Annotated in this window: 23 protein-coding genes and 1 other RNA gene; 13 read left to right on the plus strand and 11 right to left on the minus strand. The window is 67.5% G+C overall.

The window, feature by feature from the left end; genetic code table 11:
- Positions 1 to 28 precede the first annotated feature (28 nt).
- From BKA23_RS06040 to BKA23_RS06060, 5 genes are all read left to right on the plus strand, one after another.
- The gene (locus tag BKA23_RS06040) at positions 29 to 871 is read left to right on the plus strand and encodes a Nif3-like dinuclear metal center hexameric protein (RefSeq protein WP_145226420.1); all 843 of its coding nucleotides are present in this window, start codon (positions 29 to 31) and stop codon (positions 869 to 871) included.
- 7 nt (positions 872 to 878) lie between these two features.
- Complete coding sequence (locus BKA23_RS06045; RefSeq protein WP_246104482.1) at positions 879 to 1,619, plus strand: zinc ribbon domain-containing protein; 741 nt, start codon at positions 879 to 881, stop codon at positions 1,617 to 1,619.
- Positions 1,620 to 1,623: 4 nt separating this feature from the next.
- Positions 1,624 to 2,796 carry a bifunctional RNase H/acid phosphatase gene (locus BKA23_RS06050; RefSeq protein WP_145226425.1) on the plus strand — a complete coding sequence of 391 codons (1,173 nt, stop codon included), beginning with the start codon at positions 1,624 to 1,626 and terminating at the stop codon, positions 2,794 to 2,796.
- 86 nt (positions 2,797 to 2,882) lie between these two features.
- Complete coding sequence (locus tag BKA23_RS06055) at positions 2,883 to 3,290, plus strand: rhodanese-like domain-containing protein (protein WP_145226427.1); 408 nt, start codon at positions 2,883 to 2,885, stop codon at positions 3,288 to 3,290.
- Complete coding sequence (locus tag BKA23_RS06060; RefSeq protein WP_145226429.1) at positions 3,278 to 4,474, plus strand: O-succinylhomoserine sulfhydrylase; 1,197 nt, start codon at positions 3,278 to 3,280, stop codon at positions 4,472 to 4,474. The genes BKA23_RS06055 and BKA23_RS06060 overlap by 13 nt, the downstream gene beginning before the upstream one ends.
- On the opposite strand, the gene BKA23_RS06065 is transcribed toward BKA23_RS06060, so the two are convergent.
- Both BKA23_RS06065 and BKA23_RS06070 read right to left on the minus strand, forming a co-directional pair.
- Positions 4,455 to 5,531, minus strand: a complete 1,077-nt coding sequence (locus BKA23_RS06065) for an SLC13 family permease (protein WP_145226431.1) — start codon at positions 5,529 to 5,531, stop codon at positions 4,455 to 4,457. The genes BKA23_RS06060 and BKA23_RS06065 overlap by 20 nt on opposite strands.
- Positions 5,528 to 6,274 carry a YaaA family protein gene (locus tag BKA23_RS06070; RefSeq protein ID WP_145226433.1) on the minus strand — a complete coding sequence of 249 codons (747 nt, stop codon included), beginning with the start codon at positions 6,272 to 6,274 and terminating at the stop codon, positions 5,528 to 5,530. The genes BKA23_RS06065 and BKA23_RS06070 overlap by 4 nt, the downstream gene beginning before the upstream one ends.
- Before the next feature lie 358 nt (positions 6,275 to 6,632).
- On the opposite strand from BKA23_RS06070, the gene rnpB reads away from it, so the two are divergent.
- An RNA gene (gene rnpB, locus BKA23_RS06075) (RNase P RNA component class A) lies at positions 6,633 to 7,008 on the plus strand.
- 20 nt (positions 7,009 to 7,028) lie between these two features.
- Here the strand turns inward: rnpB and BKA23_RS06080 are convergent.
- Together BKA23_RS06080 and BKA23_RS06085 are read right to left on the minus strand one after the other, a co-directional pair.
- Positions 7,029 to 8,525, minus strand: a complete 1,497-nt coding sequence (locus tag BKA23_RS06080) for a hypothetical protein (protein ID WP_145226435.1) — start codon at positions 8,523 to 8,525, stop codon at positions 7,029 to 7,031.
- A 7-nt stretch (positions 8,526 to 8,532) separates the two neighbouring features.
- Positions 8,533 to 9,993 carry a GuaB1 family IMP dehydrogenase-related protein gene (locus BKA23_RS06085; protein ID WP_145226437.1) on the minus strand — a complete coding sequence of 487 codons (1,461 nt, stop codon included), beginning with the start codon at positions 9,991 to 9,993 and terminating at the stop codon, positions 8,533 to 8,535.
- Between the two features lie 70 nt (positions 9,994 to 10,063).
- On the opposite strand from BKA23_RS06085, the gene BKA23_RS06090 reads away from it, so the two are divergent.
- Together BKA23_RS06090 and BKA23_RS17605 are read left to right on the plus strand one after the other, a co-directional pair.
- Positions 10,064 to 10,717, plus strand: a complete 654-nt coding sequence (locus BKA23_RS06090) for an MBL fold metallo-hydrolase (protein ID WP_145226439.1) — start codon at positions 10,064 to 10,066, stop codon at positions 10,715 to 10,717.
- A gap of 63 nt (positions 10,718 to 10,780) precedes the next feature.
- Entirely contained in the window at positions 10,781 to 10,957 is a 177-nt protein-coding gene (locus BKA23_RS17605; RefSeq protein WP_170226298.1) for a hypothetical protein, read from the plus strand.
- Between the two features lie 18 nt (positions 10,958 to 10,975).
- On the opposite strand, the gene BKA23_RS06095 is transcribed toward BKA23_RS17605, so the two are convergent.
- The 3 genes from BKA23_RS06095 to map form a co-directional block, all read right to left on the minus strand.
- Entirely contained in the window at positions 10,976 to 11,956 is a 981-nt protein-coding gene (locus tag BKA23_RS06095) for a lipid II:glycine glycyltransferase FemX (protein ID WP_145226441.1), read from the minus strand.
- The gene (ppgK, locus tag BKA23_RS06100) at positions 11,957 to 12,733 is read right to left on the minus strand and encodes a polyphosphate--glucose phosphotransferase (protein WP_145226443.1); all 777 of its coding nucleotides are present in this window, start codon (positions 12,731 to 12,733) and stop codon (positions 11,957 to 11,959) included.
- 68 nt (positions 12,734 to 12,801) lie between these two features.
- On the minus strand, positions 12,802 to 13,665 hold the full coding sequence (gene map / locus BKA23_RS06105; protein ID WP_145226445.1) for a type I methionyl aminopeptidase: 864 nt from the start codon (positions 13,663 to 13,665) through the stop codon (positions 12,802 to 12,804).
- Positions 13,666 to 13,721: 56 nt separating this feature from the next.
- On the opposite strand from map, the gene BKA23_RS06110 reads away from it, so the two are divergent.
- Entirely contained in the window at positions 13,722 to 14,936 is a 1,215-nt protein-coding gene (locus BKA23_RS06110) for an MFS transporter (protein WP_145226447.1), read from the plus strand.
- Here BKA23_RS06110 and BKA23_RS06115 read toward each other — a convergent pair.
- Genes BKA23_RS06115 through BKA23_RS06125 form a run of 3 tightly spaced genes read right to left on the minus strand, consistent with a single transcriptional unit; the run spans position 14,879 to position 17,101 of the window.
- Positions 14,879 to 16,066, minus strand: a complete 1,188-nt coding sequence (locus BKA23_RS06115; RefSeq protein ID WP_145226449.1) for a DUF4037 domain-containing protein — start codon at positions 16,064 to 16,066, stop codon at positions 14,879 to 14,881. The two genes, BKA23_RS06110 and BKA23_RS06115, sit on opposite strands and share 58 nt — an antisense overlap.
- A gap of 51 nt (positions 16,067 to 16,117) precedes the next feature.
- Positions 16,118 to 16,540, minus strand: a complete 423-nt coding sequence (locus BKA23_RS06120; RefSeq protein WP_145226451.1) for a VOC family protein — start codon at positions 16,538 to 16,540, stop codon at positions 16,118 to 16,120.
- Between the two features lie 48 nt (positions 16,541 to 16,588).
- Entirely contained in the window at positions 16,589 to 17,101 is a 513-nt protein-coding gene (locus BKA23_RS06125; RefSeq protein ID WP_145226453.1) for a helix-turn-helix domain-containing protein, read from the minus strand.
- A gap of 73 nt (positions 17,102 to 17,174) precedes the next feature.
- Here BKA23_RS06125 and BKA23_RS06130 point away from each other — a divergent pair, with 73 nt between their 5' ends.
- On the plus strand, positions 17,175 to 18,392 hold the full coding sequence (locus BKA23_RS06130) for an MFS transporter (protein ID WP_145226455.1): 1,218 nt from the start codon (positions 17,175 to 17,177) through the stop codon (positions 18,390 to 18,392).
- A gap of 74 nt (positions 18,393 to 18,466) precedes the next feature.
- Here the strand turns inward: BKA23_RS06130 and panB are convergent, their stop codons facing one another.
- Positions 18,467 to 19,327: a 3-methyl-2-oxobutanoate hydroxymethyltransferase gene (panB, locus tag BKA23_RS06135; RefSeq protein ID WP_145226457.1), complete on the minus strand. Its 861-nt coding sequence runs from the start codon at positions 19,325 to 19,327 to the stop codon at positions 18,467 to 18,469.
- A gap of 164 nt (positions 19,328 to 19,491) precedes the next feature.
- Between panB and BKA23_RS06140 the strand changes: the two genes are divergently transcribed.
- The 3 genes from BKA23_RS06140 to BKA23_RS06150 all read left to right on the plus strand — a co-directional run bounded on the left by BKA23_RS06140 (position 19,492) and on the right by BKA23_RS06150 (position 26,285).
- Positions 19,492 to 21,852 carry an immune inhibitor A domain-containing protein gene (locus BKA23_RS06140; RefSeq protein WP_145226459.1) on the plus strand — a complete coding sequence of 787 codons (2,361 nt, stop codon included), beginning with the start codon at positions 19,492 to 19,494 and terminating at the stop codon, positions 21,850 to 21,852.
- Positions 21,853 to 21,960: 108 nt separating this feature from the next.
- The gene (locus BKA23_RS06145; RefSeq protein WP_145226461.1) at positions 21,961 to 23,298 is read left to right on the plus strand and encodes a glutamine synthetase family protein; all 1,338 of its coding nucleotides are present in this window, start codon (positions 21,961 to 21,963) and stop codon (positions 23,296 to 23,298) included.
- Positions 23,295 to 26,285, plus strand: coding sequence for a bifunctional [glutamine synthetase] adenylyltransferase/[glutamine synthetase]-adenylyl-L-tyrosine phosphorylase (locus BKA23_RS06150; protein WP_246104483.1), 2,991 nt, complete (start codon positions 23,295 to 23,297; stop codon positions 26,283 to 26,285). The genes BKA23_RS06145 and BKA23_RS06150 overlap by 4 nt, the downstream gene beginning before the upstream one ends.
- Positions 26,286 to 26,303 lie beyond the last annotated feature (18 nt).

Here is a 26,303-nt window from a genome sequence, read left to right on the forward strand (position 1 = left end):
ACTGCCGCTCCGAAGGAGGCCCGCCGCCATGACTGCGATCCTGGCCGACGTGGTGGCGGTGCTCGATTCGTTCTACCCACCGCAGACGGCGGCCGGCTGGGACCAGGTCGGTCTGGTGTCCGGTGATCCCGCCCAGCCGGTGCGGCGGGTGCATTTCGCCGTCGACCCGACGCTGTCGGTGATCGAAGAGGCCCGTGACACCGGCGCCGACCTGCTGGTGACACACCACCCGCTGCTGCTGCGCGGGATCCACTCCGTCGCGACCACCACGGCCAAGGGTGCGGCCGTCACCACGCTGATCGTCGCCGACGTGGCGCTCTACTGCGCACACACGACCGCGGACGTCGCCTCCCCGGGCGTCAACGATGCGCTTGCGCTCGCCGCGGGGTTGCCCGAAGGCTGCGCCGCGCTCGACACCGAGGACGGCCAGCCCATCGGCCGGGTCGGCGACCTGGCCAGGCCTGTGCCGCTGCGAGAGTTCGCGCAGTCCTTGGCGGCAGCACTGCCCGCTGCGCCGGTCGGCCTGCGGGTGAGTGGTGATCCGTCGGCGATGGTGCAGCGGGTCGCAGTTCAGGGCGGCGCTGGCGACGGCCGATTCGATGCGGTCCGCGCCGTGGGCGCCGACGTCTACGTGACCGCGGACCTGCGCCACCACCCGGCGCTGGAGGCGCGTGAGGAGGCGCGGGGTGCTGCGCCATACCTGATCGACGCCGGGCACTGGGCCACCGAGGCACTCTGGCTGGCTGACAGTGCCGACCGCCTGCGGGCAGCTCTGTCCGAGCGCGGCGCCGACGTCGAGACCTATGTCTCACGGCTGTGCACCGACCCGTGGGACTTCCTCGTACCGACCACCGACGACCAGGAGAAGTGAGCATCCCGTGAAGGCTGACCTCGTGCGCCAGTGGCGCCTGTTGGATCTGCAGAAGCTCGACACCAGGCTGGACCAACTGGCGCACAAGGAGCGGCAGCTGCCTGTCACGGCGCAGCTTGAGCAGGCGACCGCCCGGCGCGCCGCGCTCGCCGAGGAGGTCGTGCTCGCCGGCATCGCGGTGCAGGACAGTGAGCGTGCCGTGACCAAGGCCGATGCTGCCGTGCAGCTGGTGCGTGACCGCGCCGCACGAGACAAGCAGCGGTTGGAGTCCGGTGCCGGCTCGGCCAAGGACCTTCAGGGCCTGCAGCACGAACTGGAGACCCTGGCCCGTCGGCAGGCCGAGCTCGAGGACGCCGAGCTTGAAGTGATGGAGAACGCCGAGGCGCTGAAGGCCGACCTGGCGACGAAGCAGACCGCGGAGGCCGACGCCGAGGCCGAGGTCGCGCAGCTGTCCGTTCGCCGCGAGCAGGAGGTCGCCGAGATCGCGAGCGAACGCGAGCAGGTGCAACGTGATCGGGCCAATGTCGCTCCCGGCATCGGCGCCGAACTGCTCGGCCTCTATGAAAAGATCCGCGAGCAGCAGGGCGGGGTGGGGGCGGCTGCGCTGTCTCAAAAGCGCTGCGGTGGTTGCGGCCTCGAGCTCGGGTCGGCTGACCTGGCCCGGATTCGCGCCGCCGCCGAGGACGAAGTGGTGCGCTGCGAGGAATGCCGCCGGATCCTCATCCGGACTGCCGAATCAGGTCTGTGAGCTGATGGGCCGTCGACTCGTCGTCGAAGCTGACGGAGGTTCGCGCGGCAATCCCGGCGTCGCCGGGTATGGCGCCCTGGTTCGCGACGCGACAACCAGTGCCCTGCTCGCCGAACGCGCCGCGCCGCTGGGCAAGCAGAGCAACAATGTCGCCGAATACCAAGGCATGATCGCCGGTCTGCGAGCTGCGGTGGCGATCGATCCGGGTGCCGACATCGCGGTGCGGATGGATTCCAAGCTGGTCATCGAGCAGATGGCCGGGCGGTGGAAGATCAAGCACGCCGACATGCAGCGGCTCGCCGCCGAAGCGCAGGAGATCGTGCGCGAGCTGCGCTCCTGTGGTGGTTCGATCAGCTGGACCTGGATTCCACGGGCCGAGAACAAGGCCGCCGACAAGCTCTCCAACGACGGCATGGACGGCAAACACGTCGACCGCGATGTATGGCGCGAGTCGGGCGCCGCTGCGTCGTCTGCTGAACCTGTCCCGTCGTCAGCATCTGCTTCGTCCTCCGAACCGACACCGGCGACGGTGCCTGGCCCGGAGGATCGGGTGGCATCGACACCCGCGATGCGCCTGATCCTCGTGCGGCACGGGGTCACCGACTTCACCGTCCAGAGCCGCCTCGACGGTCGTGGGGGAGCCGATCCCAGCCTCAACGCCGCCGGCCGCGAGCAGGCAGCTGCTGCGGCAACTGCGGTCGCGGACATCGTCACCGGTCCTGTCGCCGTGCTGACCTCGTCACTGGCGCGGGCCCGCGAGACCGGCGCGGCCATCGCTGCCGAGCTGGGTGTCGCGGCGCGTCAGGACGCCGACTGGGACGAGCAGAGCTTCGGCGAGTGGGACGGCCTGACCTTCCGGCAGATCGGTGAGCGCTATCCGGGCCAGGCAGCGCGGCTGCGAGTCGAGGACGATTTCCGTGCGGCCGGTGGTGAGAGCCACGTCGAACTCGCCGACCGCATCGCGCAGGCGCGGAAGCGGGCCATCGCCATTGGCGGCACCGTCGTGGTGGCGACTCATCGCAAGCCGATCATGACCGTGCTGCAGTCACTGCTCGGTATCTCGACCGGCCACGCGTGGCTGATCAACATCGATCCCGCGTCGCTGACCGCGATCGACGTGCGTGCCGACGGCACGGCAACCGTGACCTGGGTCAACGACACCCACCACCTGCGCTGACTCCCCAGGTCGGCGAGAGCCGGCGCGGAGTGTCGCGGCTGGACGCCGGGCACCGCCGAGGTGGTGCTTGTGCAAGGCTTTCGCACATGAGTTACGCCGGTGATGTGACCCCCGAGCAGGCGTATGACGCGCTGCGCGACGACCCGGACGCGGTCCTGATCGATGTCCGGACCCGCGCCGAGTGGACCTACGTCGGTGTGCCCGACCTGACTGCGTTGAACAAACAGGTCGTGTGCATCGAATGGCTGGACTTTCCTGACGGCCAGGTCAATCCGGACTTCGTCGACCAGGTGCGCTCGATGTGTCCGGGCAGCGGGGCGGCATACCTGTTGTGTCGTTCCGGGGTGCGATCAGTGGCCGCTGCTGAGGCGCTGACCGCAGCCGGCGTGCCCGCGGTATACAACGTGCTCGAAGGATTCGAGGGCGGGCTCGACGAGCACGGGCATCGCGCGGTCTCTGGGTGGAAGGTGGCGGGCCTGCCATGGCGCCAGTAGACGAATCCGGTTGGCAGCCGGACACTCTCGCGGTGCGCGCCGGCCTGAGCCGCAGCGCGTTCGAGGAGACCGCCGAGGCGATGTATCTCACCTCGGGCTTCGTCTACGCCACCGCAGAGGAGGCCGAGGCAGCCTTCAAGGGTGATGTCGACCGCTACGTCTACAGCAGATACGGCAACCCCACCGTCACGGCTTTCGAAGAGCGGCTGCGCCAACTGGAAGGTGCGGAGGCGTGTTACGCGACCGGTTCGGGCATGGGCGCGGTCTTCACCGCGCTCGCGGCGCTGCTCGGTGCGGGGGACCGTGTCGTCGCTGCCAGGGGCCTCTTCGGGTCGTGCTTCGTGATCCTTGACGAGATCCTGCCGCGCTGGGGAGTGCAGACGGTCTTCGTCGACGGCGGCGACAACGAGCAATGGCGCGCGGCATTGTCCGAACCGACGACAGCGGTCTTCTTCGAGACGCCCAGCAACCCGATGCAGGAGCTTGTCGATCTCGAATTTGTTTGTGCAGCAGCGCATTCCGCGGGGGCGAAGGTCGTCGTCGACAACGTCTTCGGCACCCCGGTGTTCTCGCGACCGATGCAGCACGGCGCCGACATCGTCGTCTATTCGGCCACCAAGCACATCGACGGTCAGGGCCGTGTGCTCGGCGGCGCGATCCTGGGGCCGGCGGACTTCATCAACGGCCCGGTGGAGAACCTTGTGCGGCATACCGGCCCGTCGCTGTCGCCGTTCAACGCCTGGGTGCTCCTCAAGGGTCTGGAGACGATGCGGCTGCGGGTGGAGCACCAGGCGCGCTCGGCGATGGCGGTCGCGCAGACCCTGCAGGCGCACCCAGGTGTGCAGCGGGTCTGGTACCCGTTCCTGCCGTCGCACCCGCAGCACGATCTCGCGCAGCGTCAGATGCTCGGCGGCGGCACGGTCGTCACCTTCGAGTTGCCCGGTGGCCGCGACGAGGCCTTCACGGTGATGAATGCCCTTGAGATCATTGACATCTCAAATAATCTCGGTGATTCCAAATCGCTCATCACACATCCGGCGACGACCACGCACCGGCGGATGGGCGAAGCGGCGCGTGCCCAGGTCGGCATCACCGACGGTGTGCTGCGCATCTCCGTCGGCCTTGAGGACGTCGACGATCTGGTGCGCGATCTGAGCGCAGCGCTCAGCAGACTGCCAGCGTGAGGGTGGCTGCCGTCACCGTGACCACGGCGACGGCAGCACTCTCAATCGTGAAGCGCCGCAACGGGATCGACAGGCCGGCGCGCTGGCAGCGCGAGCGCCACAGCAGGGTCGCCAGCGAGCCCCACACCGTGACGATCGGGCCGGCGTTCACTCCGATCAGCAAGGCCATCAACCGGTGGGCGTCCTGGGCGACCGAAGGTTGCAGCGCCAGGAATGCCGGCAGATTGTTGACGGCGTTCGCACCGAGCGCTCCGATGCCCGCGACACGCAACAGGTGACCGGCGCCGGTGCCCTCTCCCGTCATCCGCTGCAGCAGTGAGGTGAGACCGTGCGGCCCGGCTGCTTCGACCAGGACGAACAACGCGCTGACACCGATCACCATCTGCCACGGGACGGCGATGTGGCGCACCCCGGCGCGATCCCGCAATGCGAGTGTCGCCAGCAGTGCAACGGCCGCGACGGTGGCCGGGATCGCCGGAGTGATCCCGGTGACGAACACCGGCCCCAGCGCGACGCACACGAAGCCCGACACGCGCAGCAGCACCGGATCGTGGCCGGTCGGCGCATCGGGTGCCGCGTAGGTTCCGCGTAGTTGGCGACCGTGCAGCGCAGCGATCGTCAGGGCTGTCGCCACCATCGCCACGAGTGCGGGTGCCCAGGCGACCGAGACGTATGCCGCAAAGCCGCCCCAGCGTGAGAAGTCATGCATGGCAAGCAGATTCGACAAGTTGGACACTGGCAGGAGTAGTGATGCGGTGTTCGCCAGCCAGACGGTGGTCAGGGCGAATGGCAGTGCCGCCACGCCGATCTGCCGCGCCATCGCGATGACCACGGGTGTCAGCAGGACAGCGGTCGTGTCGAGGCTGAGGACCGTCGTCGCGGCGCAGGACAGCACGACGACCACAACCCACAGTCGCCAGGTGCGCCCTCTGGCAAGGCGTGCCGCCCAATAGCCGGCGATCTCGAAGACGCCTGCCCGCTGCGAGATCTCGGCGACGACGGTGATCGCGACCAGGAAGACCAGGATCGGTCCGACCCGGTCGATCAGCTCACTCATGCCGGTGTCACGGACAGGTCCCACGGGACGGTCGCCCTGGCAGGCTCCTGCAGGGCCACCTCGAACCGGGTCGCCAGCACGTCACGCAAGGCTGCCGGAGAGCGAGCATCGGTTCCGGTCTCGACCAGGTGGCGGGTGACCAGGCCGCGCGTGTGCTTGGCCATGTGGGTGGCGCCTGGAACGACGATGCGGACCCAGCGGCGGGCCTGCTCCTGACCCGGATGCCAGGCTGCGGCATACGTGCTCGATCTGCAGTCGACGATCACGCCGCGTCCGGCGGCCGCGGTCATCTCGGTATCGAGTTCGGGCCGCCAGATAGCGGCGAGCGGCGCGAGGCCGGGCAATTTCGTCGACATCGACAGCCGGTATGCCGGGACCTTGTCGCCCAGGCGCAGTGCTCCGAACAGTGCGGACTGCACCACGATCCACCGCCGGGCGCGCCGCGTCGCCGCGCTGTCGAGGGAGGCCAGGTCGAGGGCGTCATACAGCACACCGGTGTAGAGATCGGCCACCATCTGCGCGGGCGAGGTCCGCAGATCGACATTGCGCGCGACCTCTGCGGCGACGCCGGGACTGATGCCGAGCCGGTGGCACGCGTCGGGGCCGGCGCTCGCCGCCGCCAGAGTGTCGGCGATCAGGCTGCGGGTCCTGGTCAGGCCGGGGAAGCTGAGTCGCTCCAGCTTCAGCGGCGCACCACGTCGGCGAGGCGTCTTGGTCTCGGAGGGCGGCAGCAGGATCAGCACGCGCCGCAGAATACGGCCTGCGCCGCCGCCGTCGAGGCGCTGGTCATGACAAGAAGCTCCGCCCGTGGACAAATCTGCCGATCCCGGAAATTCAAACGTGTCCGACAGTGACGTCTGAACTTCCGGCGAGGGAGCTGCCCGGTCGGTGTCCGGCACGAGAGCTGTGTCGTGCTGGGCGGAGCACGCGAGACGAGTCACCGCAACATGACGGCCGTCTGCCGGAGCGCGACGGCGGTCGAGCCAGGCAAGGCGACCGGCGGACGTGCCGGCGGAACGACGAGGCCGCTCGGCGGCCGAACGCCTGGGCGTCGGCGCCCGCTGAACCACAGGTCGCGACGCCGGTATGCTCACTCACGGATGAGTCGGCCGGGCGGCCGCGTCGGGAGTGTTCCCGCCGAGGAAAGTCCGGACTCCGACAGGGCAAGGTGGTGGCTAACGGCCACCCGGGGTGACCCGCGGGACAGTGCCACAGAAAGCAAACCGCCGTCGGTGAGAGCCGACGGTAAGGGTGAAACGGTGTGTGTAAGAGACCACCAGCACGCCAGGTGACTGGCGTGGCTAGGTAAACCCCACCTGGAGCAAGATCAGACAGTGTGCGTTCGAGGGCGGCCCGTCCGAGCACGCGGGTAGATCGCTGGAGGCGGCTGGCAACAGTCGTCGTAGATGGATGGTCGCCACGTGTCGCCCGAGAGGGCGGCGCCATACAAAATCCGGCTTACAGGCCGACTCATCCACTTACGTGCCCGGCCATTCTTCAGCGGGCCAGGCCCGCCGACGTGGCCCAGGCCGAGATGTCGGCGACCGTCGGATTGTCCGACAGCTTTGGTAAGTCGACCAGGTCCGGTATGTCGAAGTCGGTCGCGCTCATGCCGGCACCACCCAGCGTCGACGTCTTCGCAGCGCGGAAGTCGGGCTTCGCCGTCCAGCGCACCGCGTTGGCGTTGCTGGAGACGTAAAGGCCGGCGGCGTTTTTGTGGGCGGCGCTCTTGGTGCCTTTTGCGAGGGTGATTTCGCCCAAGGCGAGCGAATTGCCCGTCGAACGTATGGCGACCGCCGCCGGGTTGGCGAACGTGTCGTGCCAGGGATCGCTGATCGTGCCTCGGCCGATGCGGGCGCTGGTGTTGTCGTACCAGAGCGCGATGCCGAACGGCGATGGCTCGATGATGCGGAAGTCGTCGATGAGCACGTGGTCGGTCTGATACAGCTGCACTCCGGCCGCAACCGTCGACGGGTCGCCGTTGGCGCCGGTGTTGGTGCGCCCGGAGCCGTAGCCGATGACGGTGTTGCCGATGATGCGCCCGGTCGCCGCTTCGGTCCGGCGCCCGGAGATGCCGGCGCCGATGAGTTTGATGCCGCTGCCGAGCGACCCGTCCGACACACCCGACTCCACCGTGCAGAAAAGCACGTTGATGTCGGTGGGACCCATGATGTCGGCGCCGGTGCTGTCAGGGCAGGGCACCGCGGCGATCCCGTGATAGCAGCCATGGACCCTGGTGCCCAGTACGGTGATGTGGTCGCCGCCGTGGGTCTCGACGCCTTCCCAGCCGGTGGAGGCGATGAGGCCGCCACGCACATCGCACCACCGTGACCGGGGGTACCTCGCAAGGTCGTCCTCGGTCTGATCCCGAGAGAAGGCGATCGGGTAGCTCTGCCAGTAGTGGTTGGCGTCTTTGCCGTACAACCGCTCCACATGCGGGTCGTCGATCGTCACGTTCCAACAGGACAGATGCTCGAAGCCGGCATACCCGCAGTTGGTGACCTCGCACGAGCGGTACGCCAAGTCGAGGCAATGCTGCATCCACCATCCGGCGGACTGGAAACCGTCGACGCTCACGTCTTCGAACCGCAACCCCCGGATCCACCCTGCTGTGTCGGTATCACCGTCGGCGCCGACCGCCGGGGTGCCGGCGCAGTCGAAGGCGCGGTGCATCGGATTGCCGTAGGGCCGGCCGCCCTTGTCGCCTTGCAGGTGCAACCCGATGAATCGGGAGCCGGAGTTGTCCGGGCCGAGGGCGAAGGCAGGGGTCGTGCCGTTGTCGACGATGGTGGCGCCGCGCGCGTCGAGGGTCACGGCGCCGTTCGGTGTCACCGGTCCGTCCGACAGGTTGATGGTTGCTCCCGCCGGAATGTGCACGACCGAACCGGTCGGGGCGTCGGTCAGCAACTGCTGCAGTGCCGTCGTCGAGCAGGCGACACCGGACAGGTCCACATCCGGTGCCGCGGTGCGCACGTCCAGCGTGGCGGCAGTCATCGCAGGATCACCACGAGGTTTCGCGTGGACGGCCTTCGTCATACCCGCTGGCGCTCTGCACGCCGATGCGCGCGCGCTCGCGGAATGCGGTGATGTCCAGTGCTCCTGCGTAGGTGAAGCTGGAGCGCACTCCGGCGATGATCGAGTCGATGAGGTCCTCGACACCCGGTCGTGCGGGGGAGAGGTACATCTTGGAGGCGGAGATGCCTTCCTCGAACAATGCCGACCGGGCCCGGTCGAAGGCGCTGCGACCCTGCGTGCGGCCGCGCACAGCGCGGGCGCTCGCCATACCGAAGGACTCCTTGTAGAGCCGGCCGTCGGCGTCCTGATTGAGGTCGCCGGGGCTCTCCCACGTGCCGGCGAACCACGAGCCGATCATCACCGAAGAGGCTCCCGCGGCCAGCGCGAGAGCGACATCGCGAGGGTACTTCACGCCACCGTCGGCCCACACGCTGGCGCCGAGTTCGGTTGCGGCTGCTGCACATTCGAGCACCGCAGAGAACTGCGGCCGACCAACGCCGGTCATCATGCGAGTCGTGCACATCGCGCCGGGGCCGACCCCGACCTTGACGATGTCCGCGCCGCCGTCCGCGAGATCGGCGGCGCCGTCGGCCGTGACCACGTTGCCGGCCGCGATCGGAACCCGGACACCGGTCTCCGCCTCGTGGCGGTCGCGGCCCTCGCGCACGAGGGCGAGTGCCTGCAGCATCTTGTCCTGGTGGCCGTGCGCGGTGTCGACGACCAGCACGTCGGCGCCGGCGGCGAGCATGGTGGCGGCCTTGGCGGCCACGTCACCGTTGATGCCGATCGCGACTGCGATGCGCAGCCGACCCTGCGCGTCGACCGCCGGCTGATAGATCGCCGACCGCAGGATCCCCTTGCGGGTGAGCACCCCGGCCAGCGCGCCGTCGGCGCGCACGACCGGTGCGACGTCGAGATGGTGGGCGGTGAGCTCCTCGAAGGTGGCGTCGAGGTCGACCCCGTCGCCGACGGTGAACAGGTCGCGGGTCATGACCTCGCCGACTGTCGCGAAGCGATCCACCTGGCGACAGTGCTTCTCGGTGACGATGCCGATGGGTGCCCGATGTTCGTCGATGACGACAGCGGCCCGGTGGGCGCGCTTGCCGATGAGCGCGAGTACGTCCGAGATGGGCGCGCTCGCGGCAACGGTCACGGGCGTCTCGTAAACCGTGTGCCGTCCCTTGACGTAGTCGATCGTCGCGTGGACCGCGTGATCGGGGATGTCCTGTGGCAGCACGGCGATGCCGCCGCGGCGGGCAACGGTCTCCGCCATACGTCGTCCGGCGACCGCCGTCATGTTCGCCACGACCAGCGGGATGGTCGTGCCGACACCGTCAGGAGTTGTCAGGTCGACGTCGAGGCGGCTGCTCACCGAAGAACGGGAGGGCGCCATGAAGACGTCGTTGTAGGTCAGGTCGTATGCCGGGCGATCGCCGAGGAACTTCACGTTCGCCGATTCTACGGTCAAACCGCCTGGGAGCGGCACGAAGCACAGTGCACCGGCATACGGTGGGCTTATGCAGATCACCCATCTCGGACATGCCTGCCTGCTCGTCGACGTCGCCGGATCCCGGTTACTCCTCGACCCCGGAGCTTTTTCGACGTATGCCGATCTCACCGATCTCGACGCCGTGCTCATCACCCACCAGCACCCCGATCACGTCGAGGTCGACAAGCTGTCTGCACTGCTGGAACGCAACCCGGCCGCCGTCGTGCACGCTGACCCCGAGACGACGAAAATCCTTGCGGAGAAAGAGATTCCGGCTACTGCGACGGTCGTTGACGAGAGCTTCCACATCGGTGACGTCGTGATCATCCCGGCAGGTGACAAGCACGCCGTCATCAATGAATACCTCCCGCGGATCGACAACGTCGGATTGCTGATCACCGCGCAGGACGAGCCGTCGCTGTTCCACCCCGGTGACGCTCTTGATGCGCACCCGGCCGGCGACGTCGACGTGCTCGCAGTGCCGATCAACGCGCCGTGGTGCGCCGCTAAGGAGACCGTCGCGTTCGTCCGGCGGATCGAACCCCGCGTCGTCGTGCCGATCCACGACGCCCTGCTGTCCGACATCGGCCGGACGTTCTACATCACGCAGGTGGGGTCGTTTGGTCGCGAGGGCGGCATCGAGGTCAAGGACCTCAAGGGAGCAGGGGCGACCAACTTCTGACCGTTCGTCGCCGATCGGCACGCCACCTTCGTGATTGAGGTAAGCCTCACCTATGATGGTGACGTGCCCACGGTGTCGACGAAGAAGAAGTGCTGCAAGGACTCACCGCGGTGCAAGAAGTGCCCGGTCACGTTGAACCGGTTGCGCAAGGCCGGGTATGCCGAGCAACTCAGCCGCACCAGTTACGCCGTGTCCAAGGACATCCCCCGCAAGACGCTCAAGGCGGCGCGCGCCGCCTGAGGCCCCCGGGTGTCGAGCTCAGCGGCGAAGTTTGCGCAGCGCCTTGCGCGCCAGCGGCAGACCGCGTGCCCACACCGGATACAGCGGTGACAACGGCCGGTCGTAGCTGCCGACGAGCAGGTTCTCGTGACCGGCGAAGCCTTGCTTGAAGGTGCTGACGCCCTCACTGACCAGGCCGTTGAGGTCGTAGCGCGTCACGCCGCGCGCCTTCATGGCCGTGATCGCGTGCCACTTGAGCGCGTAGTTCGCGCGCAGCTTCTGGCCGAGATCGTTCATCCCGCCATACAGCTCGAAGGTCGTCGCGGCACTCGTCGCCAGCCAGAGGAAAGCGACCGGCTCCTCGCCGGCGTATGCCGCGAAAACCGGTGAGGCGTCATCGAGTTCGGTGAAGACATCGCGGTAGTACGCATCGCCGTGCAATGCAAAATCCGCTCGATGTGCCGTCTCGCGATAGACGTCCAGGCAGCCGTCGAGCGCGGCGACCTCTGTCACCTGCCGGATCTGCAACTGCTCCTCGCGGCCGGACTTGCGGATGTACTGCCGTGTCTTCTTGCTCATGTCCGACATCAGCTCGTCCTCGGACCGGGTGAGATCCAGGATCAGCGTGTGCGGCATGAGGATCGCGTTGTCCGATCGACTCCACCTGGCCGGCAGCGTCGGCAGCTCTTCCCAGTCGGGCTCGATCGTCAGCACGACGGCCTTGAACGTCGTGCGGGCGTATGCCGCAACGGCCTCCAGCAGCTCGCCCGTCTGTGCCGGAACACCGATCGGGCCGCGCGGCAGATAGGCGATCGCGCGCAACGGGAAGGGCACCGACCGTACGAGCATCTGCGCGCCACCGACGGCCGTGCCGTCGCGCATTGCCCGCAGCCGCACCACTCGCCATCCGTGCGCCGCCTTGACCTCGCCCCAGCCCCACAGCTGCAGCGGGTGACCGTCGTGAGCGGTGACCAGGCCGTCCCACTCGCGGTGGTCGGTGCATTCGTCGAGCGTGATCATCTAGGAGTGGTGTCCGTTCGAGTTGACGGCGTGGTCGGCCAGCCAGGCGGCGCCGACGATGCCGGCGGCGTTCTGCAACTGGGCCGCAACGATGGGCGCGCGCAGGTGCAACTGCGGCAGAAACTTGTCGGCCTTCTTCGACACACCGCCACCGACGACGATCAGATCCGGCCAGAGCAGGTCCTCGATGTGGCTGAAGTAGCGCTGCAACCGCTCGGCCCACTTGTCCCACGACAGGTCGTCGCGCTCACGAGCGCTCTCGGCGGCCTTGGACTCGGCGTCGTGGCCGTCGATCTCGAGGTGGCCCAGCTCCGAGTTCGGCACCAGCGCACCGTCGTTCAGCAGAGCCGAGCCGATGCCGGTGCCGAGTGTCGACACGAGCACGAGACCGTCGTTGTTGCGCGCTGCGCCGTAGTGCAGTTCGCCCACGCCGGCCGCGTCCGCGTCGTTGACCACCGTCACCGCTCGACCGAGGCGGTCGCTCAGCAACTCCTCGACATTGGTGCCGATCCACGACGAGTCGATGTTCGCGGCAGTTCGCACAATGCCGTGCGTGACGACGGCCGGCAGGGTGATGCCGATCGGCTGACCGTCGGTCTGTTCGGCGAAGTTCTCCGCGATTTGCTCGATCACCTCGGCGACGGCATCCGGCGTCGACTCGCTGGGGGTCGCGACGCGCATCCGGTCGGCCGCGAACTCGCCCTTGTCCAGGTCGACCGGCGCGCCCTTGATGCCGGTGCCGCCGACGTCGATGCCGAGGGGGTGTGTCTTGCTCATGGTGCGGGCTCCTTTGACCGTTGGCTGGTGGTGCGACCGTGCCCCTGGGATCCGGGCCGGGTGAAACCTTATGGGACGGTGAGGATCTCCGGCCCGGACTCGGTGATGAGAATGGTGTTCTCGAACTGCGCCGACCGCGACAGATCTGCGGTGACGACGGTCCAGTCGTCGTCCCACATCGTCCAGTCGGGCGTGCCGAGGTTGAGCATCGGCTCGACCGTGAACGTCATACCGACCTCGATGACGTCGTCGTATGCCGGTGCCGAGTCGTAGTGCGGGATGATCAGCCCGGAGTGGAAGACCGGACCGACGCCGTGACCGGTGTAGTCGCGCACCACGCCGTACCCGAAGCGGGCGGCATACATCTCGATGACACGACCGATGACGTTGACGGCGCGACCCGGGCGAGCGGCCCGGATGCCGCGCAGCATCGCTTCCTTGGTGCGCTCGACCAGCAGCCGCGACTCCTCGTCGACCTCGCCGACCAGGAAGGTCGCGCAGTTGTCGCCGTGGGCGCCGTCTTTGTACGCCGTGACGTCGATCTTGACGATGTCGCCGTCTTCAAGCGGCCGATCGTCCGGGATGCCATGACAGACAACCTCGTTGACGCTCGTGCACAACGACTTCGGGAATCCGCGGTAGCCCAGCGTCGAGGGATAGGCGCCGTGGTCGAGCATGAATTCGTGCCCGATGCGGTCGAGTTCGTCGGTGGTCACGCCCGGCCGGACGGCGGCGCCGGCTACCTGCAGCGCCTGCGCGGCGATGCGCGAGGAGACGCGAATGCGCTCGATCAACTCAGGGTCACGGATCTCCGATCCGGTCCAGGCCGCGGGCTCGGGGCGGTCGACATACTCGGGGCGGGCGATGCGAGGCGGCACACTGCGACGGGAACCAACCCGGCCGGGCAGCACTGGCGCGGAGGTGACAGGCATATGCAGGAGTCTAGGCGTCGGGCGCTCACGCGGTAGTGCGCGTATAGCCTCGCCTGATGCTGACGCCGTACCGCTCGTTGTTGCAGATCCCCGGCGCCCGCACCTTCCTCGCCGGATCCTTCTTCGCCCGCCTCGGCGGTGCGATGTTCGGTGTGGCCGTCGTGGCGATGATCTCGGGTCGTCGCGGTTCGTACGGCCTGGCCGGTGCCGTGTCGGCGGTCGGCCTGGTGGTGCTGGCTGTGACAGCTGCGCCGATCGGGCGGTTCATCGACGGGCGTGGTCAGCGTCGAGTCACCCTGCCCCTGATCATCTGGTCGACTGCGTGGGGCGGCGCGATGATTCTCGTCTCGTTGCTCGATGCGCCGTCGTGGCTGCTGTTCGTGACCTACGCGATGTCCGCAGTCGTTGCAGCGACCGGCTCGATGAGTCGGGCTCGGTGGTCGTATCTGCTTGACGGGCAACCAGATCGGCTGCACACCGCGATGTCGTTGGAGCAGGTGGCCGACGAGCTGTCCTTCGTGCTCGGGCCCGCGATCGCCGTCCTCCTCGCGACGACAGTGCTGCCTGAAGCCGGGTTGATCGCTGCCTTCGTTCTGTATGCCGCAGGGTCCTGGCTGTTCGTGTCCGCGCGCTCGACGGAGCCACCGGTGCACGTCGACGCATCCGGAGGCACCCTCGTGCTGCGCAATCCCGCCGTGGTCGTGGTGGCGATCGTGATGGTGCTCACCGGCGGCATCTTCGGCTCGAACGAGGTTGTCACGCTTGCGTTCTCGCAGGCGCACGGATACAAGGACATGTCTGGTCTGATCCTTGCGTTGTTCGCCATCGGGTCGGCGACAGCCGCCGTGGTCTTCGGTACACGCGGGGTCCCGGGATCACTGGCGCGGATGCTGCTCCTCGGGACGGCCGCGATGTTCGTCCTCGAGGCGCCGGTCCTGCTGGTCGATTCACTGCCGTGGCTGGCCGGGGTGCTGCTGCTGGCCGGCTTCGCGACCGCGCCGACGCTGATCACCTCGATGAAACTCGCCCAGCGTCTGGTGCCACAGTCGCAGGTCAACGAGTCGATGGGAGTGGTGTTCACCGGCACGATCATCGGCATCGCGGCGGGTTCGGCGATCAGCGGCGCGGTGGTGCAGCACTGGGGCGCCCGCGCCGGTTTCGTCGTGCCGGTCGCCTCCGGATTCGGCGCTCTGGTGCTCGCAGCGCTCAGTTTTCAGCTGCTGCGACGCACGACCGGCGACCCGGCGTCCGAGCCCGCTCTCCAGCCCTGAACGCGCAAGGGCTCAGGCTGAAACGCGTCGGTGACGTCCTCTGGTCGCGTCGCTGCGACAGTGAGCGCGCGGGACACCCCCGGCGATGTGAGCACGTCGGTGTTGTCGCTCAGGTGATCGATGGCACCCGTGACCGGCAGGTCGCGCACGGCAGGATCGGCAATCGATGCCATCAGCGCGCCGGTGAAGCGGGCCGCGTCGAGCACCTGGAAGGGTCGGTCGTGGAATGCCCTGGTCGTCGGTTCGAGCACATTCGTCAGACCGAGGTCGTTGTGCAGGCGCGCGGTGGCTCGGTAGGCCCCGGCGAGTGCGTCTTCTCGTACCTGGTGATCGTCGGCCGTGACGGCGCGACGAAGAACATCGGCCAATGGTGCGATCCCCGGTAGACGGCCGAAGGCCGAACCGAGCCACTTGCTGTAGGGCGGATAGCGCCGGTGCATCAGAAGGGTGAGCGTCATGAGGTCGCGCGCCATACGAGCGGCGAGGACGGCGCTACCCAGCTCGTCACCGACCTCAGCTGTCCGACCGACGAACGGCTCCTCCTGCGCCACACGCATCCACTGGCAGGCGAGCACGTAGCGCCATACGTCGTCGGGGTAGAACTCGAATATCGTTCGGAGTCTTGTCAGTTCGCCGATGTCGTCGTGGTGCACAGCACCACCGGTGAATTCCGCCAGACGCTGCGTCGGGATCGACAACCAGTCGGTGGGAGTCGGCGCGTGGTCAGGGCTGAAGCCCAAGTGGTGCGGCAACCAACGCGCCAAAGATGTGACGAGGACGGAGTGCCGAGGGTGGTCCGGCGGGAGCTGACGCGATGAACGTATGACGGCGAGATCAATCGGCCAGCCTTTGATGGTGGGCGGCAGGTCGCTGGCCAACCGCGTGCGGAGTGCCGGACCGTGGCTCGCCAGGTCATCCGGACTGAGGAAGAGTTGCACGCGCGGTCCCCAGTCGTGATCCCTGGAACGCTCGGTGTCGAAACCGAGCACCTCCGAGCCCGCTCCGATGAGTGCTGCTGCGTGCCGCATGCCCGGGAAGTGCTGCTGCACAAGGGGTTCGACCGCATCGGCATACAGCCTTCGGGACAACTGGACTCCGGACACGAACGGGCGCACCGGATCAGCATGCATCCGCAGGTGCCTTCGGCCCAACCGATGTCCACCGGGCGCGGCCTGTGTCGATCAATCGGGCCTCTGCTCCGGCGGGAAGTGCGCGGCGCCTTCCCAGAAGTACCACCGATAGCCCCATGGATCGGTGACATGGCAGGTGCGGGGTCCGTAGTCCTCTTGGCGCACGGCGTCGATCGTCTGGCCCGTTGCCTGCACGCGCGCAAAGACGGCATCGACGTCGTCGACGCTGACGATCAGGGTCGCGCACCGTCCACTCTCGGCATCCGGGGTCCGGCCGGCGCTGATCGACACGACCGCCGACCCGACGTCGACCTCACCCTCCTGCCACCGTCCGTCGGCATCGGCGACCCGTCGCGACGGGCCGAAGCCGAACGTACGCATCAGCCACGCGGCGGCCTCGTCGCCGTCGGGATAGAACAGATATGGCGAGATTGCCGTGAAGTGAGGTGCGTTCGGGTGCTGGGTGGTGTCCATGAGACTGATCTCAGCACTGGCCGACCATTGCTGTCTTGCAGAAAATCGTCAGGCGAAGCGGATGTGCCCCGGAGACAGCGCGCCGGCGAGGTAAGCCGTCGGGGACATGCCGACCAGTTCGGTGAAGTCGTGCGCCAGATGTGTCTGATCGGCGTACCCGTGCGACACCGCAAGCTCAGCCCAAGTCGGGCGTGGCGTGCCCCGCACGTGGGTCATCACCCGATTGAGCCGCGAGATCCGTTGGTACTGCTTGCGTCTGACACCGACAGCAGCGGTGGAGCGTCGGGTGAGAGTCGCATGTGACCAACCGCGGTTGCGGGCAAGCTGATGCACCGCTGTTCCCGCGGCAAGCTGCGCCGCGGCGGCATCGAGGCCTGGGTCGGGCAAGGTCGGTTCCCGCAACACCTCGTGAAGCGTGCCGGCAAGATGGGCGCGATCCGACGGCGCCTTCAATTCCAGCCCTGCGGCACACGGGGAATCGACATACCAGGCGTGCTCCACGTTCCCTCGAAGTCGGGCCGGGATCGGCACCTGCCGCATCGTTCCGTGGACCGCTGCCATCAACCCAGTGTGGCCCGGTCACGTTGTGGACGCGAGATCAAGCACTGAGACAAAGTGGTTAGACTAGCTAACAATGAGTGGCCAACCAGATTTCAACCTTAAGTCCCTGGCCATACCCGCATACGGACCGTCGTTGCTGTTCGGTCTGGCCGAAGGCGCAATGCTGCCGGTGCTGCCCTTGTCGGCTCGCAGTCTCGGTGGCTCGGTCGCCGTCGCGGCCCTGATGATCACGCTGATCAACATCGGCTCGTTGATCTTCAACGTCCCCAGTTCGATGATCACCGACAAGTATGGCGAGCGTCACGCGATCATCGGCGCCTCCATCGTGGGAGTGGTCTCCGCCCTGTGCTGCATGCTCGCGCAGGACCTGCTGGTCTTTGCGCTGGGTGCCTTCTTGCTCGGCGTCAGCGGGTCGGTCTTCATGCTCGCGCGGCAGAGTTATCTCACCGAGGCGGTGCCCGCGCAGTACCGCGCTCGCGCGCTCTCGACTCTCGGCGGGGTCATGCGGGTCGGGGTCTTCATCGGGCCGTTCATCGGCGCCCTGGTGATGCAGCTGTGGCCGTTGCGCGGCGCGTACGCCGTATGTGCCGGTGCCTTGGCGCTGGCCGGCATCCTCGGTGCGACCTTGCAGGACCTGCCCGTACAACCGGAGGTGGCGGCGGCTGCTGCCGAGCATCCGCCATCGGTGCGCAATGTGGTGCGCGACTACCGCCGTGTCTTCCTGACCATCGGCATGGGGGTGCTGCTGGTCTCGGCGATCCGCGCGACCCGTCAGGCGGTCATTCCGCTGTGGGCCGAGCACCTCGGTCTGTCGGCCCAGACCGCGTCGCTGATCTACGGCATCTCCGGTGGCATCGACATGCTGGTCTTCTATCCGGCGGGCAAGGTCATGGACCGTTTCGGCCGACGGTGGATCACGGTGCCCTCGATGCTGGTGATGGCGGTGTCGATGATGGCGATACCGCTGACGCACGGCGCGGTCAGTCTGTGTCTTGTCGCCTGTGTGCTGGGCTTCGGCAACGGAATCGGTGCGGGCATGGTGATGACTTTGGGCGCGGACTTCTCACCGACAGTTGGGCGTGCGCAGTTCCTCGGCATCTGGCGCGAACTGTCGGATGCGGGTTCGACGATCGGGCCGGCGATTCTTTCCGGAGTGACCGCCGTGCTGACCCTGGGTGGTGGAGTCGTCATCTCTGGCGCCACTGGTCTGGCGGCTGCGGCGGTCATGTGGCGTGCCGTGCCGACCAGCAGCGATCACACCTCCACGCCGGAGAAGGTGCGCACCGGCTGAGTTGTACGCCGGCTGCCGCCGGTGTCAGCTGAGCGACGAACAACCGCGGGGCACGCCCCGCGGTTGTTCGTCGCTCACGACTCGAAACTGTTTGCTGCAGAGGGAAATTCGCCGGAAGCGACGTCGGCGGCATACGCAGTTGCGGCTGCGCCCAACTCACCACGCAGGTCGGCGTACTTCTTGACGAATCGCGGCGACTTGCCTCCGCGCAGACCCGCCATGTCCTGCCAGACCAACACCTGGGCATCGCATTCGGGACCGGCGCCGATGCCGATGGTGGGGATGTGCAACTCCTGGGTGACGCGTGCCGCCGCCGGAGTCGGCACCATCTCTATGACGATCGCAAAACATCCCGCGGCCTCCAGTGCGAGTGCGTCCTCAAGCAACTGGTCGGCGGCATCGCCGCGCCCCTGCACCCGGTAGCCGCCCAGCACGTGCTCGCTCTGCGGAGTGAAGCCGATGTGGCCCATGACGGGGATGCCGGCCCGGACGAGCAACTCGACCTCCGGGACCATGGCCTTGCCGCCCTCGAGCTTGACCGCGTGGGCCAGGCCCTCCTTCATGAAGCGGGTGGCCGTCGCGAGCGCCTGCTGCGGGGAGGCCTGGTACGAGCCGAACGGCAGATCGGCCACCACAAGGGCGCGAGAGGTCGCCGTCGCCACCGCACGCACCAGCGGCACGAGGTGGTCCACCGTGACCGGCACAGTGGTCTCGAAGCCGAAGACGTTGTTCCCGGCCGAGTCGCCGACCAGCAGCACGGGGATGCCCGCTTCGTCGAAGATCTCTGCGGCATACATGTCGTATGCCGTGAGCATCGCCCACTTCTCGCCGCGTTCCTTGCGTGCCTGCAGGTGAGGGATGCGGACTCGCCGCTGGGGCGCTGCCTGCGCGCCGGTGCCGTACGGGGCGGTGACTTCGGTCGGCCTGTCGCTCATGCCGGGAAGCCTAACCACGGCCGCTGATCGTAGTTCGTAGAGTGGGCGAAACACGCAAACATTAAAAAAAGCTGAGTGTTAACCCCCATTTGCTGTGAATCTGGGACAGACTTCTCGGCGTCGTCGTCCGGACACCCCGGCTGACGCACGACCGAAGGAGAGAAATGAACCGACGCATAGTGGGCGCGGCTGCCGGTACCACCGCCATGGCCGTCACCATGGTGTTCTCGGCCGGCGCAGTCGCGGCGCCGAAGGCCGCCGCACCACACCAGGCAGCCCCGGCAGTGAGTGACCCGGACGGCGTGTCGCAGCGTTCTGACGTCCTGCCGAACCCCAAGGCGGAGGCGCAGGCGAAGCTGCGCAGGGATGCCGTGGATCAGGTCGTCAAGGGCACGGCAACCGTCAAGACGGTCGGGGGCAAGAAGGTGATCGAGGTGCAGGCTCCGGAGGCCGCCACGAACGCCAAGAGCGCGCAGACCGGCAAAGCCACCAGCCAGGGTTCGAAGGGCAGCAAGGGCAAGAAGGGCAAGTACGTCGAATACGACCCCAACCGGACCACGAAGATCTTCACCACGCTGGCGGCGTTCGGCGAGCAGACCAAGCCCGCGACCGGCGGGACGGTCGGGCCGAAGCAGAACCAGATTCCCGAGCCCGACCGCTCGGTGAACAACTCGACATACTGGGTCAAGGACTTCAGCCGTCAGCACTACCTGACCATGTTCAACGCTCCGAACAAGGAGTCGTTCACCAACTTCTACAAGGCGCAGTCGCAGGGTCGCTTCCAGGTCACGTCCGATGTGACGGACTGGGTCACGGTGCCGTACAACGAGGCGCGCTACGGCCACAATCCCGTGGCCGGAGACGGCACCAGCGAGTCCGAAGGCTACTGGGCGTTCGTCGGCGACTCGCTGACCGCCTGGTACAACCAGCAGAAGGCGCTGGGTCGCTCGAATGCCGAAATCACCACGTATCTCAAGCAATTCGACACCTGGGACAGATACGACTTCGATGGTGACGGTAACTTCAACGAGCCCGACGGTTACATCGACCACTACCAGGCGATCCACGCGGGTGAGGGCGAAGAGGCCGGTGGCGGGGCTCAGGGCGATGACGCGATCTGGTCGCACCGCTGGGCCGTGCAGTCCGGCGCTGGCAAGACCGGCCCCGGCTCGAACAAATCCGGTGGGGTGCAGATCGGCAACACCGGCATCTGGGTGCAGGACTACACCACCGAGCCCGAGAACGGCGGTCTCGGTGTGTTCGCGCACGAGTTCGGTCACGACCTGGGCCTGCCCGACCTCTACGACACGGCAGGCGGCGACAACAGCACCGGCTATTGGTCGTTGATGAGCAGCGGGTCCTGGTTGAATCACGGGCAGAACGCCATCGGCGACGTGCCCGGCTACATGGGCGCCTGGGAAAAGCTGCAGCTCGGCTGGTCGGACACCCAGTCGGTGAAGTTCGGCGCCAACACGACCATCGCACTCGGCCCGGCCGATCAGGACAACAAGAACAAACCGACCGCGGTCGCGGTCAATCTGCCCGACAAGGTGCTCACCACTCAATACGTCAAGCCCTGGTCCGGCAGCTACGAGTGGTGGAGCGGGCGTGGAGACGACCTGTCGAACTCCCTCACCCGCGACGTCGACCTGACCGCGGCAACGACGGCGTCGCTGTCGGCGGCGGTGTCATACGACATCGAGGAGGGATACGACTATCTGTACCCGCAGGTCTCGACCAACGGAGGCACCTCCTGGACCGAGGTCGGCACCCCGATCAGCGGCACGAAGTCCGGCTGGTCGACGGTCAACTACGACCTGTCTGCGTACAAGGGCCAGAAGATCAAGTTCCGCTTCCTGTACGTCACCGACGGAGGCGTCAACCAGGCCGGCGCCTTCCTGGACGACCTGGCCCTGACCGTCGGCGACACCACGGTCACCGACAACGTAGAGTCCGGCACCTCGGTCTGGACACCGGCCGGATTCACCCGGATGAACGGCACGACGACCGAGAGCGTCACGCGGTACTACCTGGCCGAGTATCGCCGCTACAACGGATATGACAAGACACTCAAGCAAGGGCCGTACAACTTCGGGTTCGCCGACAAGGCGGACTGGGTCGAGCACTACCCCTACCAGGACGGCCTGCTGGTGACCTACGCCAACAACGAGTTCGTCGACAACAACACGTCCGTCCACCCCGGTGGCGGACAGGTGCTGCCGGTCGATGCCAATCCGGTGCCGCTGAGCTGGCCGAACGGCACCCGGGTGAGCAACCGGATCCAGCCGTATGACGCAACGTTCGGCCTGGAGAAGACCGACGCGTTCGTCCTGCACCGCGCAGGCGGCACGTTGTTCTTCCCCGCCCGCAAGGCGGTGTCGACCTTCGACGACACCAACCCGAACAGCTACTGGTTCGAGTCCAACCCGATGGCATCGACCAAGGTCGCCGGCACCGGCACCAAGATCGCCGTCAAAGCCAAGCAGGGCGACGGTCTGAAGGTCGCCGTGTCGTTCCAACGGTGACCACACGCTGACGCGATCACCCGTGATGCGCCCCGGAGCTCATGGCTCCGGGGCGCATCGTGCGTCCCGGCTGATGCGTGGTCTGCTCCGGTAAGGCAGGATCGGCCCATGGACCGTCAGCAGGAGTATGTCCTCCGCACCATCGAAGAGCGCGACATCCGTTTCATCCGGCTCTGGTTCACCGACGTGCTCGGCACCTTGAAGTCGGTCGCCGTCGCACCGGCCGAATTGGAGGGGGCCTTCGCCGAGGGCATCGGCTTCGACGGCAGCTCCATCGAAGGCCTGGCCCGGGTCTTCGAGGCGGACATGCTGGTGCTTCCCGACGCCGACAGCTTCCAGGTGTTGCCCTGGCGCGGTGAAAACCCCGGCACCGCAAGGATGTTCGCCGACATACAGCTGCCGGACGGATCCGCGAGCCTGGCCGACCCGCGGCACGTGCTCAAGCGGGCACTGGCGCAGGCCAGCGACAAAGGGCTCACGTTCTACACCCACCCCGAGATCGAGTTCTATCTCTTCGAAAAAACCCTCGCGCCCGGGCAGCCGCCGACGCCCGTCGACACCGCCGGCTTCTTCGACCACGTGCCGCATGGCACCGGTCACGACTTCCGACGCTCGGCCATCTCGATGCTGGAGCAGATGGGCATCTCGGTCGAGTTCTCCCACCACGAGGCCGGCCCCGGCCAGAACGAGATCGACCTGCGATATGCCGATGCCCTGTCGACGGCCGACAACATCATGACCTTCCGCACTGTCATCAAGGAGGTCGCGCTCGAGCAGGGCATCTTCGCTTCCTTCATGCCCAAGCCGCTGGCCGACGCGCCAGGGTCGGGCATGCACACCCACCTGTCGTTGTTCGAAGGCGACCGCAATGCGTTCTACGAAGCCGGCGCGCCATACCAATTGTCAACGACGGCAAAGGCGTTCATCGCCGGGATCCTGCACCACGCAGGCGAGATCAGTGCAGTGACCAACCAGTGGGTCAACTCCTACAAGCGGATCTGGAGCGGCGCCGAGGCACCGGCTCATGTGTGCTGGGGGCACAACAACCGCAGCGCGATGATCCGCGTGCCGATGTACAAGCCGACCAAGGGCCAGAGCACCCGCATCGAGATCCGCTCCATCGACGCCTCCGCCAACCCCTACCTTGCCTACGCCGTCGTGCTCGCCGCAGGGATGAAGGGCATCGACGAGGGCTACGAATTGCCGCCCGAGGCCGAGGACGACGTCTGGAATCTCACCGACCGCGAGCGCCGCGCCATGGGCATCGAGCCGCTGCCGGCCTCGCTCGACCACGCCGTCCATCTGATGGAGCGCAGCGAACTCGTAGCCGAGACCCTCGGCGAACACGTCTTCGACTTCTTCCTGCGCAACAAGCGCGCCGAATGGGCGGGCTACCGCGACCAGGTCACCCAGTTCGAACTGGACCACTACCTGACCCGGTTGTGAGCCCGGCTGCCAGCGCGTCCCGCCGCACGTCGTTCGTCCGTGCGGGATTCGCCGACCCCGACCGCGCCATACAACTGCTGGACGAATTGCAGGCGCCGGACGAGTTCGTCGGGGCGCTGTCGAAGGCAGCCTCACCCGACGGTGCGCTGCTCGGACTCGTGCGTCTGCGCGAAGCCCTACCGGCCGACGAGCGAGAGGTTGCCGAGCAGCTGCTGACCGACGACGACACCGGGCGGTGCCGACTCGTGCAGCTGCTGGGCGCCTCGTCGGCGCTGACCGACCATCTGGTGCGACATCCCGAGCAGTGGCGCGACGTCGTGGCCTCCCGGGTCGCCACCCGGGAGGAGTTGTATGCCGCGCTGCGCGGTGCCGTCGGCGAACTCACCGGCACCGAGGCGTATGACGCGCTGCGCGTGGCCTACCGACGGCAGCTGATCCAGATCGCCGCCGTCGACGTCACCAGCGACGCCATCGAGCAACTGCCGGTCATCGCCGAGGCGCTGGCAGATCTGGCCGGCGCAGCGGTCGCGGCGGCGCTGGAGGTGGCGCGGCATACGGTCGCCGACTCCGACGCCTGCCGACTCACGGTCATCGGCATGGGCAAGTGCGGCGGTCGCGAACTCAACTACATCAGCGACGTCGACGTGATCTTCGTGGCCGAGCCGGCCGACGGCGAGGTGGAGGAGAACGCGCTCACGGTCGGCACTGCGCTCGCGACCGAGGTGATGCGCGCCTGCTCGGTGTCGACGGGCGAGGGCAACCTGTGGCAGGTCGACCCGGCGCTGCGGCCGGAGGGCAAGCAGGGCCCGCTGGTGCGGACCGTCGACTCGCACCGCATGTATTACGAGCGCTGGGCCAAGACGTGGGAGTTCCAGGCGCTGCTCAAGGCCCGCCCGATCGCGGGGGATGAGCAGATCGGGCAGGACTATCTCGACGCCGTGATGCCACAGGTATGGCGCGCGGCCCACCGCGAGAACTTCGTCGAGGACGTGCAGGCCATGCGCCGGCGGGTCGAACAGCATGTGCCGGCGGCGGAGGCGGACCGTCAGCTGAAGCTGGGGCCGGGCGGGCTGCGCGACATCGAGTTCAGCATGCAACTGCTGCAACTGGTGCATGGGCGCACCGACGACCGCCTGCGGCACCGCTCGACGCTCGCGGCCATCGAGGCGTTGTCGCGTGGCGGCTACATCGGGCGCGTCGACGCGCACGAGTTGGACGAGGCCTACCGGCGGTTGCGTGTGCTCGAACACCGCATCCAGTTGTCGCGGATGCGCCGCACCCACCTGATGCCGACGAGCGAGGCCGACCTGCGGGCGTTGGGCCGTTCGATGGGCTTGCGGGTCAACCCCGCCGAGGCCGTGGTGACGATGTGGCGCGACCAGGCCAGGGACGTCCGGCGGCTGCACGAGCGCATCTTCTATCGCCCGCTGCTGTCGGCCGTTGCCCGCTTGTCGACCGACGACGCGAAGCTGTCGACCGCCAGCGCCCAGGACAGATTCGCGGCGCTGGGTTTCCGGGATGCTCCAGGAGCGATGCGGCACATCGAGGCGCTCACCACGGGAGTCAGCCGGCGCGCCGCGATCCAGCGGACGCTGCTGCCGGTGATGCTGCAGTGGTTCGCCGAAGAGGTCGATCCCGACCTGGGGCTGCTGTCCTTCCGCCGGCTCAGCGACGAACTGGGCTCGACGCCGTGGTTCCTGAAGATGCTGCGCGACGAGGGACGTGCCGCCGAGATCCTCGCCAAGGTGCTGGCCAGCGGTCGGTATGTCGGGCAGATGCTCGAGCGCGCCCCGTCGGCAGTCGCGGTCTTCGGCAGCAAGGACGCGCGCGTGCCGCTCACCCGAGCCCAGCTGTTGACCACGATGAGCGCGGCCATCACCAGACAGGGCGATGATGAAGCGGCACTGCTCGCCATACGCTCCGCGCGTCGCTCCGAGCTCATCCGCATCGCGGTCGCGGACCTGACGCAGACGCTGGAGCTTGACGATCTCGAGCTCGCGCTGACCGACCTGACCTGCGCCACGCTGCAGGGCGCCCTGGATGTCGCGATCCGGCATGTCGAGAATGACGTCGGCACGCAGCTGTCGACGCGGATCGCCATCATCGGCATGGGCCGTCTCGGCGGGCGCGAGCTGGGGTATTCCAGCGATGCCGACGTGATGTTCGTGCATGATCCGCTGCCCGGCGCGGACGCGCAGCAGGCGCAGTCGCACGCCGAACAGGTGGTGGCCTTCCTGCGGTCCGGGCTGATGGCGAGCGGTCCCGATCCCGCCCTCGGTGTCGACGCCGATCTGCGACCGGAGGGCAAGGCAGGACCGCTCGTGCGGACGCTCGCGTCCTACGCGGGCTATTACGAGCGCTGGTCGGAGGGCTGGGAGGCGCAGGCGTTGCTTCGCGCCACCCCGGTGGCCGGCGACGAGGCGCTCGGCACAGCGTTCACCGACCTGATCGACCCGCTGCGGTGGCCGGAGGGCGGCATCTCCGAGCAGGCGGTGCGGTCGATGCGCCTGCTCAAGGCCCGTATGGAGGCCGAACGTATTCCGCGCGGCGGGGATGTGCGCACCCACTTCAAGCTGGGCCGGGGCGGCCTGTCCGATGTCGAGTGGACGGTGCAGATGCTGCAGATGCAACACGCTCACGAGATCCCCGGGCTACGCCACCCGGGCACGATGACGCCCTTGCGAGTGCTGGCCGAACATGGCTTGCTCGATGCAGAAGAGGCAACTGCGTTGCGCGAATCATGGTGTCTGGCAACACGATTGCGTAACGCGTCGGTGCTGTGGCGAGGACGGCCGGTGGACTCGTTGCCGAGCAGGATGACCGACGCCGACGGCATCGCGCGGATCCTCGGGGGCCCGGTCGGGTCCGGTCACGACTTGGCCCAGCAGTATCTGCGGGTGGCCCGCCGGGCCCGGCAGGTCGTCGAGCGCAGGTTCTACGGAACCGACCCCGAGGACGACCTCGAGCACGAGCCCACCCGCTGCTGACCCGCTCACCGAGGCGCG

Origin of the sequence: Rudaeicoccus suwonensis (assembly GCF_007829035.1) — a bacterium.
Classification (GTDB): domain Bacteria; phylum Actinomycetota; class Actinomycetes; order Actinomycetales; family Dermatophilaceae; genus Rudaeicoccus; species Rudaeicoccus suwonensis.